Origin of the sequence: Arthrobacter sp. CDRTa11 (assembly GCF_026427775.1) — a bacterium.
Lineage (GTDB): Bacteria > Actinomycetota > Actinomycetes > Actinomycetales > Micrococcaceae > Arthrobacter.
In genome coordinates this window covers 2,454,430-2,468,376 of the sequence record NZ_CP044532.1, presented here as the reverse complement: position 1 = coordinate 2,468,376, position 13,947 = coordinate 2,454,430, and the positions used below count along the sequence as shown (strand labels likewise).

General features: G+C 64.5%; 11 protein-coding genes. 5 read left to right on the top strand and 6 right to left on the bottom strand.

The features are described from left to right. The first annotated feature begins 197 nt into the window (after window positions 1–197). Both dapA and F8G81_RS11040 read left to right on the top strand, forming a co-directional pair. Window positions 198–1,097, top strand: coding sequence for a 4-hydroxy-tetrahydrodipicolinate synthase (gene dapA, locus F8G81_RS11045; protein WP_267279012.1), 900 nt, complete (start codon window positions 198–200; stop codon window positions 1,095–1,097). 55 nt (window positions 1,098–1,152) lie between these two features. Then, window positions 1,153–2,664 (top strand): aminobutyraldehyde dehydrogenase, encoded by a 1,512-nt coding sequence (locus tag F8G81_RS11040; RefSeq protein WP_267279011.1) that lies wholly within the window; start codon window positions 1,153–1,155, stop codon window positions 2,662–2,664. Between the two features lie 314 nt (window positions 2,665–2,978). On the opposite strand, the gene F8G81_RS11035 is transcribed toward F8G81_RS11040, so the two are convergent. From F8G81_RS11035 to F8G81_RS11010, 6 genes are all read right to left on the bottom strand, one after another. Further along, entirely contained in the window at window positions 2,979–3,251 is a 273-nt protein-coding gene (locus F8G81_RS11035; protein WP_267279010.1) for a hypothetical protein, read from the bottom strand. Window positions 3,252–3,328: 77 nt separating this feature from the next. Further along, window positions 3,329–4,513, bottom strand: a complete 1,185-nt coding sequence (locus F8G81_RS11030; RefSeq protein ID WP_267279009.1) for an acetyl-CoA C-acetyltransferase — start codon at window positions 4,511–4,513, stop codon at window positions 3,329–3,331. A gap of 86 nt (window positions 4,514–4,599) precedes the next feature. Continuing rightward, the gene (locus F8G81_RS11025) at window positions 4,600–6,738 is read right to left on the bottom strand and encodes a 3-hydroxyacyl-CoA dehydrogenase NAD-binding domain-containing protein (protein ID WP_267279008.1); all 2,139 of its coding nucleotides are present in this window, start codon (window positions 6,736–6,738) and stop codon (window positions 4,600–4,602) included. 77 nt (window positions 6,739–6,815) lie between these two features. Then, complete coding sequence (locus tag F8G81_RS11020) at window positions 6,816–7,976, bottom strand: acyl-CoA dehydrogenase family protein (protein WP_416377141.1); 1,161 nt, start codon at window positions 7,974–7,976, stop codon at window positions 6,816–6,818. Beyond that, window positions 7,976–9,271 carry a CaiB/BaiF CoA transferase family protein gene (locus F8G81_RS11015; protein ID WP_267279006.1) on the bottom strand — a complete coding sequence of 432 codons (1,296 nt, stop codon included), beginning with the start codon at window positions 9,269–9,271 and terminating at the stop codon, window positions 7,976–7,978. Before F8G81_RS11015 ends, F8G81_RS11020 begins: the two co-directional genes overlap by 1 nt. A gap of 33 nt (window positions 9,272–9,304) precedes the next feature. Then, a complete protein-coding gene (locus F8G81_RS11010; protein WP_267279005.1) occupies window positions 9,305–10,678 on the bottom strand; it encodes an MFS transporter in 1,374 nt (457 codons plus the stop codon). Window positions 10,679–11,165: 487 nt separating this feature from the next. Here F8G81_RS11010 and F8G81_RS11005 point away from each other — a divergent pair, with 487 nt between their 5' ends. The 3 genes from F8G81_RS11005 (at window position 11,166) to F8G81_RS10995 (ending at window position 13,898) form a co-directional block, all read left to right on the top strand. Then, window positions 11,166–12,197 carry a LacI family DNA-binding transcriptional regulator gene (locus F8G81_RS11005; RefSeq protein ID WP_267279004.1) on the top strand — a complete coding sequence of 344 codons (1,032 nt, stop codon included), beginning with the start codon at window positions 11,166–11,168 and terminating at the stop codon, window positions 12,195–12,197. A gap of 97 nt (window positions 12,198–12,294) precedes the next feature. Continuing rightward, on the top strand, window positions 12,295–13,296 hold the full coding sequence (locus tag F8G81_RS11000; RefSeq protein ID WP_267279003.1) for a VOC family protein: 1,002 nt from the start codon (window positions 12,295–12,297) through the stop codon (window positions 13,294–13,296). A gap of 59 nt (window positions 13,297–13,355) precedes the next feature. Continuing rightward, window positions 13,356–13,898: a carboxymuconolactone decarboxylase family protein gene (locus F8G81_RS10995; RefSeq protein ID WP_267279002.1), complete on the top strand. Its 543-nt coding sequence runs from the start codon at window positions 13,356–13,358 to the stop codon at window positions 13,896–13,898. Window positions 13,899–13,947 lie beyond the last annotated feature (49 nt).

Below are 13,947 nucleotides of genomic sequence, written 5' to 3'. Positions count from 1 at the left end.
AAGAACGGGACATAGTCAATAATTGATCCTAACGTTCATATGATGAACGCCAACAGGCCGTGCGGAAGCCGCCGGCCCACTCCCTCGGACCCCGCTAAACGCGACACAGCAGGATACACGGACTGATTTCGCGGGGAAGACTACTTCCTCCCATCGCACAACATGTCCAGTTCCACCATCAGCAGACAGGAAGCCTCATGTCCTCACAGCTCAGCGGTGTACTCACCGCCCTCGCCACCCCTTTTACCGCCGACGGCCAGATCGACGAGCCAAAACTGCGACTTCTGGTGGACCGCTCCATCGACGGTGGAGTCAACGGGGTTGTCGCCTGCGGCTCTACCGGTGAGTTCGCGGCGCTCAGCGCCGACGAACGGCGACTCGTCGTAGAGACCGTGGTGCAGCATACAGCAGGGCGGGTACCTGTCGTGGCACAGACGGGGGCAACCAGCACGAACGAGGCGATCGGGTTGTCCCTGCATGCCCAGGAGTGCGGTGCCGACGTGCTCATGCTGGGCCTCCCCTACTACGATCCGCTCTCACTGCCTGAGGCCACCGGGTACATCCGCACCGTGGCCGAGGCGGTGAAGCTGCCAGTGATGCTGTACAACTACCCGGCCGCAACCGGGGTCAACCTCGACGCCGATACCGTGGGAAAGCTGGCCCGCGAGGTGGAGAACATCCGCTACATCAAGGACTCCAGCGGCGACATGGGACAGGCCACCCAGCTGATCCACCAGCACAGCGAGCACATCTCCACGATCATTGGGGCGGACAACCTGATCCTTGCCGCCCTAACGGAAGGCGCAACCGCCGTCATGGCGGGTACGGCCAACATCCTGCCGCGCGAAATCGTTGCCGTCTACCAGGCCGTCGCCACCGGCGACTTCACCACCGCCCAGGCCGAGTGGAACCGGATCTACCCGCTGATCGACGCCATTCTCTCCGCGCCCTTCGTGCCGGCTGTCAAGGCCGCCCTCGGAGTACTCGGCCACCCCATCGGTACCCCGCGCCGCCCAACCGCAGACCTCAACGCGGCCGACACCGCCCGCATCGAAAAGATCCTGACCGAACTGCAACTGCAGGCGGCCTACGCCTAGGCCGCGACCCCCTGACCGTCCATTCACCCCAACCAATCAACTTTTAGGACTGATCATGACATCTCCAGCAATGACCATCTCGAGCACTGTACGCCGGGCCGCAGACCCATCTCCGATCCTCGCCGCCGAGGAACTGCCTCCTACGCAGCACTTCATAGGTGGGCAGTTCACTGGCGGAACTGGCAGCGAGACCCAGTCCCTAGTGGATCCCGGTAGCGAGGAAACCATCTGCGAAGTGCCACAGGGCACGGCCGAGGATGTCGACGCCGCTGTCCTCGCCGCCGTTGAGGCCAAGGAGGCCTGGGGACGCACGCTGCCGAAACAGCGTGCCGAAATCCTTCTCGCCATCGCCGACCGGCTCGCCGAGAACGCTGACCTTCTCGCCCGTCTGGAAGCACGCAATACCGGCAAACCACTCATGGTGGCCGAGGACGACATCACCAACTCCATCGACACATTCCGCTTCATGGCCGGCGCGGCCCGGGCCACCACGTCAATTGCCGCAGGCGAGTACGCCCAGGACCACCTCTCCGTCATAATTCGCGAGCCTCTCGGAGTCGTCGGCGTGGTGACACCGTGGAACTATCCCCTGCTGATGGCGGCCTGGAAAATCGCCCCCATCCTTGCGGCCGGCAACACCATCGTGCTCAAGCCCTCCGAGCAGACCCCGCTGACCACGCTCAAGTTCGCCGAACTCACCAGGGACCTGCTGCCAGCGGGAGTGTTCAACGTCGTCACCGGCCTCGGCCCCATAGTCGGCGCACGTCTCGCCGAGCACCCCAAGGTTGACATGATCGCCCTGACCGGCTCCGTGAACAGCGGCCGGGCCGTCGCCCGGGCGGCTTCGGAAACGGTCAAACGCGTGCACCTCGAACTGGGCGGCAAGGCACCGGTGGTAATCTTCGACGACGCCGACCTCGCCGCCGCTGCGGAATCCCTGCGCGCAGCCGGTTACTGGAACTCCGGACAGGAATGCGGCGCCGGTTGTCGGGTCCTGGTCCACGAATCGGTGGCCGAGAAGTTCACCGGCCTGCTCGTCGAGCAGGTCGGATCCCTGGTGGTCGGCGAATCTACCGCCGGAGCCGACGTCGAACTCGGCCCGATGATCTCCAAAGCGCACTACGAGCGAGTCCTTGGCCACCTTGAGCGCGCCCAGGCCGACGGAGCGAAGGCGGCCGTCGGCGGCGGAGCCATGGAAGGACCGGGCTACTTCATCGCCCCCACCGTCCTCGTGGACGTCCCCGAAGGTGCCGCCTGCAGTCTTGAGGAAATCTTCGGCCCGGTTGTCACCGTCGAAACTTTTACCACTGAAGAAGAAGCATTGACCCGGGCCAACGAGGTTCCGTATGGCCTTGCCGCTTCGGTGTGGACGCTCAATGCACAGCGCAGCCACGACGTTGCCTCCCGCCTGGACGCGGGCACTGTGTGGGTAAACTCCCACCTGGTGCTGGCCAACGAAATGCCCTGGGCCGGATTCAAGAGCTCCGGCTATGGACGCGATCTGTCCGCCTACTCCCTGGACGACTACTCCCGCACCAAACACGTAATGCACAACAAGGCACGCTAAACCCACTTACGCGCCGCCACCGGACACCCTCAAACGGTCCGTATTCGGGAACGGGGTGCCGGTGGCGGCCATCAAACGTTGGCGCCCCTTCCAGGTCCCGATTCCACGGGATCTAGGACCAGCCTTCAGTCGTCCTGATTTCGGAATCGGTTGCTGGCTCTTCTGCAGGATCCCCCCACCACCACCCTTCCCAGGGTAAGGATGTGATTTGCCTGGACCACAACGGATCTTCCGATGTAGGCCCTGCGGGGTTGCCGTTTCCGTCTGCTGGCTGAAGCGGAGTACTCGCGTCGTTTCGCGTGATCCGGTTCATGTCACCTCCTCGTTGTGGTGTTTGCAGACCGAAGGTGCGGCGGCGCGATTGACAGTTCGTAGCCACCGGCCTTTTCAATCATGGATCTGCCGTTGTTTGCGTCCGCCGCTATCCACGCAATGTCGCCCGACGCGGTGGCGTTGTCTACAACGCCGATGCCCAGGAGCCGCCCGTGCCGGCGGATTTCCACCTGCACGCCGATCAGCAGCTGCCATTCCTGACAGGGAGATGTCGGGGCAGCCACGAGACCGTGTGGCCATACGACGACCGGCATGCCATCCACTAAGTGAGCGTGGCTGGGAATCCGCGGATTCTGCGTCACGGGTCATGGTCCCTTCGTAGCTTCCGGAGTCATCGTGACAGGAGCAGCGCTTCGCCCTGGCCACCGCCGCCGCAGAGCGCTACAGCGGCCTTGCCGGTGCCGCGGCGCTGGAGCTCATAGACGGCAGCCACCACCACACGTGCTCCGGAAGCGCCGATGGGATGGCCGAGCGCGATGGCTCCCCCGTTGACGTTGACCCGGTCCATGCCGATCCCCAGTTGCGCGGCTGAGTGGACAGAGACTGAGGCAAACGCCTCATTGATCTCCACGAAGTCCAGATCGCCAACGCTCCAGCCGGCCGTCTCCAGTGCCTTGCTGATGGCATGGGCCGGTTTGTCGGGCAGCGTGGTGTCAGGGCCGGCCGTCTGCCCATGGGCATTTAGCGCCGCCATGATCTCCACGCCGTGCGCCTCCGCGTAGCCGCGGGTTGTGAGGACGACGGCGGCTCCACCGTCGTTCAATGGCGAAGCATTGCCTGCGGTAACAGTGCCGGTTGGGGAGAACGCCGGCCTGAGTTTGGCAAGGGTCTCCTCGTTGCTCTCGGCCCGCACCCCCTCGTCACTGCTTGCCAGCTGGGCTTCCCCGCGGCGCCGCGGCACCTTGACGGGGACAATCTCAGCATCGAAGACCCCTTGTGCCTGCGCCGCCGCTGCCCTCCGGTGGGAGCCGGCCGCAGCTTTGTCCTGGTCGGCGCGGGTAATTCCCAATGCATCATTGGCGTGGTCTGTGGCGAGGCCCATGACCTGGTGATCAAATGCATCGGTGAGGCCGTCGTGGGCTGCCGAGTCGATGAGGGCAGAATCGCCGTAGAGATGTCCGGCCCGCGAGCCCGGAAGCAGGTGCGGGGCGTTGCTCATTGATTCCTGCCCTCCTGCCACCACCACGTCAGCCTCCCCCAGCCGCAAGAGCCGGCTGGCGTCAATGATCGCGCTCAATCCGGACAGGCACACCTTATTCACTGTGACGGCGTGGGCACCCAGCGGGATGCCCGCTGCCACTGCTGCCTGCCGCGCCGGGTTCTGCCCTGCCCCGGCCTGGAGAACGTGTCCCATGATGACGGCGCCGACGGCTTCGGGGTTGATGCCGGAACGGTCAACTGCCGCCGCGATGGCAGCGCTCCCGAGCTCCACGGCCGTCAACGGGGCAAGCTGTCCCATCAGCTTGCCTTGGGGCGTGCGCGCTGCGCCGACGATCACAATGTCAGTGTCGTGCATTTCTTCTCCTTTGAGTGGGGCGAATGGATGGCTGGTTTCGTCTGCCCAGGACCAGCTCGGGGGGGCAGAGCTAGCCGGGGGCAGTGTTAGCCGACGGCAGGGACACGTACGCGCAGTTCAGGATAGAAGGCGGAGCCCGCCTCCCGGTCGAGCAGCGGCGTAAGGCCGCCGGTATGAAACGGGAAATTGGCGCCGAGGATCATGCACAGGTCAACCTCCTCCGGTCCTGCCACCACCGATTCGTCCAGCATCGCCGTAACTTCCTCGGCCAGGGCCCCCAGGAGCGTGGCCCGGACTCTGCCCGCGTCGGTGGGGGCCGACGGCGGCAGCAGGGCAGCGGCGGAAGGTGAGAGTCCGCCGTCGTGATCCAAATAGCCGGGGAGGCCGGCCGCCACCAGCGCGGTCAGGCTGCGGCTCACACCGAAGCGCTGCGGGTAGGCCTGGTGCATCGTTTCGCAGATGTGCAATTGCACCGCCGGCCCGATGAACTGCAGCAGTGCCAGTGGCGTCATGGGCAGTCCGAGCGGATCCAGGGCGTGGTTGACCACGGTCGGATCGCTGCCTCCATCAATCAGGGCGAGGACCTCGTCGAACAACCGCGTCAGGACACGGTTCACTACAAAGCCGGCCGTGTCCGTGGCCAGTACAGCCGTCTTACGTAAGCGTCTGGCCAGCTCAAACCCGGTTGCCAGTGTGGTTTCGTCTGTCTTCGGCGCGGCAATGATCTCAACCAGCGGGAGCACGGCCACCGGGTTGAAAAAGTGGAAGCCGATCAGCCGTCCGGGCCGGGCCAGGCCGGCGCCCATGGCTTCGATGGACAGCGAGGACGTATTGGTCAGCAGCAGTGTCTCCGGCCGTAGCAGCGGTTCGAGCTCCGCAAAGACTGCGCGCTTGACCTCCAGTTCCTCAAAGACCGCTTCGATGACCACGTCGCAGTCCGCGAAGGCCGCCTTGTCAGTGCCTCCGGTGACCAGCACGCGGATGGCCTCGGCCTCGGCCGCAGTCAGGAGTCCGCGTTTCAGGAGTTTGTCCAGCTGCCCGGCGATCCACGCCAGCGAGGTGTCGATGCGGTCTGGGGACAGGTCCGTGATCCGCACCGGAACGCGGAGCTGCTGCGCGAAGACCAGGGCGAGTTGGCTGGCCATCAGTCCGGCCCCCACCACGCCTACAGACCTCAGCGGCAAAGGTTGGGCAGCCGGCCTGCCCGCGGGCTTCCTTCCCAGGGACTGGGTGAGGTGGAAGGCGTAAATGCTCGCGCGGGCCTCGTCGGAGAGCAGCAGTTCGCCGAAGGCCTTCGTCTCAGCCTGCTCTCCTGCAATGCCTGCCGGGTTGACGGCGGCTGCCCCCGCCTGTTCGTTCGCGGCCGCGGCCGCTGCAATCAGATCAAGGGCGCGGTAAGGCGCAGGCGCGGCGCCGTGCAGCCGGACATCCAGCTGCCTCCGGACGGCGTCCAGCGCTGCTGATGCATTCGTCACAGTGCCGGAAGGCCCGTGCTTTTTGCTGGACTGTGCCGCTGCTGTCGGCTCTGTTGCCGCTGTCGACTCTGTCGCCGTCGCCGCACCTGTTACCGCTCTTCGGGAAAGGGTGCCGGCAGCAAAATCGAGCGATGCGGGCAGGAACCCGTCCTCCGGCAGGATGGCATCAACCAGGCCGAGGTCTCCAGCCCTCCGGGCGGAAAGGTTCTTCCCGGCGAGCGAATCGGTAATCACCAGACGGGCTGTCTCGGCCGCTCCGAGCAGCGCAACGGTGCGTGGGATGCCACCCCAGCCCGGAATCAAACCCAGACGGACCTCTGGAAAGCCCATGGCCCGGACAGAGTCGGCGGCAGTGCGGTAGTTGGCGTGCAGAGCCAGTTCCAACCCGCCTCCCAGCGCGGTCCCGTTGATAAACGCGAAGGTTGGCACCGGAAGCGCTGCCAGAAGCCCAAGCGCCTGCAGGCCCCGGCGGGCCACATCCCTGGCCTGCTCGGGTGTAGCCGCTTCGGTCATCATCTTCAGGTCTGCACCCGCACAGAAGACCGGGCCTTCTCCGGTCACGGCCACGGCGTCCACTCCGGGCAGGTCCAGGGCGCGCACTGCTGCCTCAAACCCGGCAAGCGACGCCGGTCCCAGTGTCACAGGGCGGTGACTGGAGTTTGCCAGGGTCAGGACAGCAAAGCGGTAACCGCCGTGGTTGACGTAGCTCGCCCGGGTTTCGGTAACGGTTTCTGACACAGTTTCTGACACAAAAGTTCCCTTCACATAGGCATACAGGACTGCGGTGCCCGGCCTCCGCGGAGGCCAGGCCTGCGGATTCACGGCGGCTACGAAAAACTCTGAATGCCAGTGATCGCGCGGCCCATGATCAGGGTGTGGATCTCGTCGGTGCCCTCATAGGTCCGGACGCTTTCAAGGTTGTTGGCGTGCCGCAGCGGCGAGTATTCCAGCGTGATCCCGTTTCCGCCGAGGATGGTGCGCGCCGAGCGGCAGATTTCGATTGCCTGCCGGACATTGTTGAGCTTGCCAAAAGAAATCTGCTCGGGGCGCAGCCGTCCGGAGTCCTTCAGGCGCCCGGTCTGGAGGGCCACAAGCGTCCCCTTTTGGATCTCCAGGACCATATCCACCAGCTTCTGCTGGGTGAGCTGGAACGACGCGAGCGGCTTGCCAAACTGGGTCCGCTGGTTCGCATAGGCCAAGACTGTCTGATACGCGTCCCGGGCGGCACCCATGGCGCCCCACAGGATGCCGTACCTTGCCTCATTCAGGCAGGAGAAGGGGCCCCGGAGACCGGTGACCTCGGGGAGTACGGCAGTGGCAGGCAGCTGGACGTTCTCCATGGTGATGTCGCACTGGATGGAGGCGCGCATGGACAGCTTCTCCGGGATCGGGGTGGCCACGAAGCCCTCGGTGTCCGTCGGGACGACGAAGCCGCGAATGCCGTCGTCGGTTGCCGCCCAGATAATGGCAACATCTGCGATGGAGGCCAGACCGATCCAGCGCTTGGCGCCGTTCAGCACCCAGCCGGACCCAACCCGTTCCGCCCGTGTGAGCATGTTGGCGGGATCGCTGCCGGCGGTGGGTTCGGTGAGGCCGAAGCAGCCGATGAGCTCACCTGCGGCCATGCCAGGGAGCCACTGCCGCTTGTGCTCCTCCGACCCAAACTTCGCGATCGCGCTCATGGCCAAGGAACCCTGCACGGAGACGAAGGTGCGGATGCCGGAATCGCCGGCCTCAAGTTCCATGGCAGCGATCCCGTATTCGACGGCGCTGCGGCCGCCGCAGCCATAGCCGGTCAGATGCATGCCCAACAGGCCCAGGCTTCCCATCTCCTTGACAAGGTCCTGGGGAAAGACAGCGTCCTCATACCAGGCGTTGATGTTGGGCCGAATACGGTCGTCGACGAACTGGCGGACCTGGCTGCGCAGGTCGAGCTCCTGCTGGCTGAGCAGGGAGTCGATATCAAGATAGTCGGTGGCGAGGTCGATCACGGGTGTGCTCCCAATGGCTGGTGGTTGTTGCTGTCGTTGTTGCTGCTGTGCTGTTGCGGGGGTTCTGTGACGGGCAGGCTGTTGAGCCAGGCACGCACTTCGTCGGCGTGCTGCCCAAGCCTGGGTGGCCGCCGGCGGTAAGAGACCGGGGTGTCGGACAGGGTGATCGGGTTGGCGGCCAGGTCTACGCTGTCCTGATTAGGGCTGTCGTGATTCAAACTGTCGTGATTCAAGCTGGCCTGGCCAGCTCCGACGGTTACGCGCGGGCTGAGGCCGAGTTCACTGGCCATCGCAAAGGCTTCGGCGATGTTATTGACCGGTCCGCAGGGAATCCCATGCGCTGAGAGCACCCGGTACCAGTGGTCCGCGGTCTGGCCTGTGGTCCGGGCCGTGATGGTGCGATCGAGATCATCGATGTGGGCTACGCGGGCGGTGTTGGTGGCAAAGCGTGGATCCTTCGCTGCCCCGGGAATGCCAAGGGCGCTGCACAGCTGCGTGAACTGCCGGTCGTTGCCAACAGCGATGACCACCGATCTGTCCGAAGCGGGGAACAGCTGGTAAGGCGCGATCGAAGGGTGCCGGTTTCCCAGGATGCCCGGAACCGCGCCCGCTGCGGTGTACCCGACGCTCTGGTTGACCATGCTGGACAGCAAAGTGCTGAGCAGGTTGACCTCCACAAGCTGGCCCCGGCCGGTTGTCTCCCGTGCCCGCAGGGCGGCCAGCACGCCGATCGCGGCATGCAGCCCCGTCAGCACGTCAACCAGGGCGACGCCGGCCTTGACCGGTTCACCGGGTGCCGGCCCGGTGACGCTCATCAGCCCTCCTACGGCCTGGACCAGCAGGTCGTAGCCAGGCAGGTCCGCGGCGGCATCGTCCGATCCGAACCCTGTGATCGAGCAGTAAACCAGCCGTGGATTGATCGCGGCCATCTCGTCGTAGGACAGCCCGTGCCGTGCCATCGTTCCGGGGCGGAAGTTTTCGATCAGCACGTCAGCCCGCCGAATCAGCTTGACCAGGTCCTCATGGTCTGCCGCTGCTGACATGTCGGCAGTGAAGGAGCGCTTGTTGCGGTTGACCGACAGGAAGTACGTCGCCTCATGATCTTCGGTAAACGGCGGACCCCAGTGACGGGTGTCGTCACCGGAACCGGGACGTTCGATCTTAATGACGTCGGCGCCAAGGTCACCGAACAACATCGTCGCGTACGGCGCGGCCAGGACCCTGCTGAAATCTGCGACGACGATCCCCGCCATTGCGCCTGCTGACGGACCGCGTGAGCCGGTGTCAGTCATTGGAACTCCTTAGTTAGTGATCAACGCCGGTGATCAGTGACCGGCCGCGCGGACCGCGTTGTTGAACAGTGGCGTCCGGACGATCAGCATGATGGCGGCGGCCGCCAGCGGCAACGCCGTCACCTGCAGCAGGCCGGCTCCTTGCCAACCGACGCTCGGCACCAGAGCTGCGAACAGGAGGCCGGAAAAGGCGGCCGATCCGTAGTAGCAGGTGACGAAAAGACCGGCGGCACGGCCCACCTGGTGCGGACGGACTGCCCGCTGGATGGCACTGTTCATGTTGGGGAAGAAGACGCCGGTACCGAATACACCCATGAGGCAGGCGAAGACGCACTGCCAGGCGAACGATGCCTGGACCTGGTAGATCAGCACACCGAGCACCGCCATCACCACCAGGGAAACGATCAGCAGCAGCCTCTGGTTGATCCGGTCCCCGATCCAGCCGCCGAGCAGGCCGGCCAGGCCTCCCAGGCCCACGAAGCTCAGCGCCACTGCTGACTCTCCGGTGGAAATGCCCAGCTGAGTTGTCAGGAACGTGGGGTACAGGCCCAGGAAGCCGTAGAGGGCGATGGAGCCGCAGCCCGCTGCCGCCGCGATCGCAATGGAGTTGCGGTTGTAGGCCTTGGCCGGCATGTAGTCATAGGATCCTTCGACGCCGGTCAGGCTGATCGCCCGTTCGGTGAATTTGCGGCTGACAGTGAACGCTACGACCACTGCGAGCAGCAGCCCTATCACCCCGAAAATGATGAAGGGGGCCCGCCAGGTTCCGAACTGGCCGGCGAACATGATGCCGAGGGCGGGTCCAAATGTTGCACCCAGTCCGAACGCGAAGCCCAGTATGCCCAGGGCGAGGCCTCTGCGATGGTGGAAGAACGCGCCCACCGCGGCGAACAGCGCTGCGGCCTGCATCCCCTCACCCAGCCCGGAGATGATTCGGTACACGGCCATATCGGCCCACGAGGAGGCAAGCGGCGTGGCCAGGGTGCCCAGGGAATAGATCACAATGCTGACTATCAGGACGGCTTTGCGTGAGAAGCGCTCCACCAGGAACCCGGCAGGGATGCCTGCGATGGCCATCCCCAGGGTGAAGATTGTAGCCAGCAGTCCGCCGGCCTGCAGGCTGAACCCGTTCTCTTTGCTGATAGTTCCCAGCAGCGGAAAGAAGACCTGCCTGTCCATCGCATTGAGCATAAAGGTCACTGCCAGCACCCCGAGCGAAACGGCAGCAACCACCTTGGTGGGCATGCCCTCGGGGTTGTCCTTGACCCGTGATGGTGCGGGGCTGGACGGAATCGCATCCATCGAAATGGCGTCCATGGGTTCAGGGTAGGTGGGCACGGCGGGCCCGGAGGCAGATCCAGCTGCAGCCGGGGCCTGGCCTGTGCTGGAGGGGGTCGAGTGGGACATCTTTGTCTCCTAGTCGAGAGAGTTGCGTTCTCATGTGGATTTAATCGGCTCTGGAATTAACCGATGATCAGCGGAATTACATGAACTACGGCAGGTGGCCGATCCTGATCACACCCGGAAGTCTCCTCCCTCTGGTCAGGTGGACCACCTGGTGCGCCGCACTGTACGGGCTGCCATTCTGCGTAACGCAAGTCTGTGCAGCTGATGCGGCGGGATATGGAACTTGTGCTAACGATAGCACCCGGCTGCGGCAAGTCAAGCGTCGACTTGCCAGAAGCTCGGAAAACTCTTCCGTGTTGACTGCAGGCCCATCGGTGCTATCGTTAGCATCAGGAAGTGGCGACGCCGGCTGGTTTGAATCCTGGCACCAAGGAGCCTCACGCGGACTGGCGTCAAAGGATGGGCGTGCCAGGCCAAGCCACATCAGTACACTGATCCCAGCCCAGTTCCCGGTAGTATCCGCTTACCGGCTTGCACAGGAGGAACGATGGTCACGACCAAGGATATCGCTGTACATCTGCAGCTGTCGGTCTCCACCGTTGGCCGGGCGCTGGCGGATGACGCCCGTATCAGCGACCAGACCAAGGCGCGGGTCCGCCAGGCAGCCTCCGAGCTGGGATACGTAGGCAACCATGCTGCCCGGATGATGCGCGGGGCTCCGAGCAACGTCGTAGGGCTGGTCATCCCGGACATTCGAAACAGTTTCTACTACACGATTGCCCACGAACTGTCCGCAATCATGGCCGGTGAGGACTATCAGTTGATGCTCGCCGAGACATTCGATGACAGGCTCATTGAGAGGCGCCACCTTCGTGAGCTGTCGGCGAGCCATGCGGCGGGGGTTGTCATCGCCCCCACCCCCAATCCACACAGCGATTCGATCAATATGCTGAGCGGAATGCCGCACGTCCAGCTGCTGCGCAAACATTCATCCTTGGGTGCCCAGTGGTTCGGCCTTGATGACCGCAGGGCGCTCAAGGATGCCACCACACACCTGCTGGATCTGGGCCACTCCCGCATCGCCTACATCGGAGCGCCCGCCGACCTGCCCACCGGCCGGGAGCGGCTCGAAGGCTACCGCCAGGCATTGCGGGAAAAGAACATTCCACAGCGCTCACAGCTGATCGAACTGGGCCCTCCGGCGTCCCCCGAGCATGCGCGGGAGGCGGCGCGCCGGTTACTGAACCGGCCCAGCCCGCCCACCGCCGTCGTCCTCGGCTCCGTCCTCCATACTGTGGGGCTGCTGGATGGATTGCTGGAAATGGGCGTCGACGTCCCCACGGAATTGTCTGTGGTGGGCTTCGGCGATCAAAGCGGATTCTCCTGGTGGGGACCCGGCCTGACTACCGTCAGCCTGCCCATCGGAGATGTGGCCACCTCCTGCGGCCTCTGGTTCATTCGCAGGCTCAACAATCCACCCGCCGGGAATGACCCCTACGAGTCCGCGTCAGTGGGCTGGCTGGTGCCGCGGGGCAGCACTGCTGCACCTCCCGCGGCATCGCGCGAGCGCTCTGCCTGAACCGCATCACCTAAAAGAAGCTGCGCCTCCTGCGCAGACACCCATAATGCGGATGCTAACGATAGCACCGTGATGATCCCATTGGAGATGGACAAATATGCTGCCACCGGTCGATCTACGTCCGCCGTTCAACATCACCCGAACCAGCCACCTGCGGCTGAATGTGGCTGACCTTGCGGCGAGCCGTGATTTCTACACCACTGTCCTCGGCCTGGTGGTCACCGAGGAGGACTCCTCCACTGTGTACCTGCGGGGCCTGGCGGAGGCCTGTCACCACAGCCTGGTGTTGGAGCAGAGCGCCGACGGCGGCACGGCCCGCCGGATAGGATTCCGAGTCTTCTTCGACGAGGACCTGGACAAGGCCTACCGCTGGTTTCGTGACCGGAGCCTCCCGGCCGAGTGGGTGGACATGCCACACCAGGGGCGGACGCTGCATGTCGCAGACCCTGTCGGGACGCCGCTGGAGCTGTGCGCAACCATGGAGACCAGGCCCCGGCTGCACATCAACTTTGAGCAGTACAAAGGCGCCCACGCCCAGCGACTGGACCACTTCCAGCTGCTCACGCCCGACGTCTACGAACTGTGCGCGTTCTACAGCGAACTGGGCTTCCGCAACTCGGAGTACCTCGAGTACGGCGACGAGCTTGTGGGCGCCTTCATGTACCGCAAGGGCACCTGCCTTGACCTGGCCATGGTGCCCGGCGACGGTCCAAGCCTCCATCACTTCGCTTACACCGTCTCCGAGAGCCATGACATCTTCACCGCCTGCGATTTCGCCGGCATCCTGGGCTACGGCGACCAGGTGGAACGCGGCCCCGGCCGGCATGGACCCGGCGGCATGCTCTTCGCTTATCTGCGTGATCCGGACGGCCACCGGGTTGAGGTCTTCAACAGCCACTACCAGACCATCGATCTTGAGACCGAGCCGGTGCGCTGGGACGCCGCATCGGTGAGCACCAACGCCCGCTGGGGCCTGCCCGCCCTGGAGCAGTGGTACTTCGAGGCCTCGCCCTTCGTCGGCGCCCCGCTGAAGTCCCCGGCTGTCCGTCCTGCCCCCATGACGCTGGAGAAGTTCCTGGCCAGCCCCCAACTCCCCTGATTGCCGGCCCCGCTGATCACCAGCCCCGCTGACCCCCAACCCGACTGGAGACCCACATCATGTCCCGAGTTCCTTCCCTGTCCCGCAACGACGCCGCTTCGGTCCACCAGCAGCCGCTGTGGGACCGCATCGAGGCGGAGCGCAAAATGCCCACTGCCAATATCTTCCGCTCACTGGCAAATGCCCCCGTCCTGCTCGACGCGTTCCTCTCCTATGCCAACGCCATGCGTGACAGCTCCGTGCTGAGTCCCAAGCTGCGGGAGCTGGCCATCCTGTCCGTGGGCCATGCCACCGGCTCTGAATATGAAATCGCGCACCACCAGTCACATGGCCGGAAAGCCGGCCTCACGGATGAGCAGCTTGCTGCAGTGGCTGAGGGCACCAGCATTCAGCTGTTCAATGACGCCGAACGCGCCGTGATAGCGCTGGCACGGGAATCCACCATCAACGTGAACGTGTCCGATGCCAGCTGGGCGGCCGCCGCCAAGCACCTCGATGACCAGCAGATGGTGGAGCTCACGCTGACCATCGCCTGGTACAACTCAGGCGTACGGATAATGGGCCTGCTCGGCATCGAACTTGAGGACAGCTACCGCAAGTAGCTGCCTGCCAACCCCCTCCCCAGAATCACCACCTTTTCCCAGAAGGAGC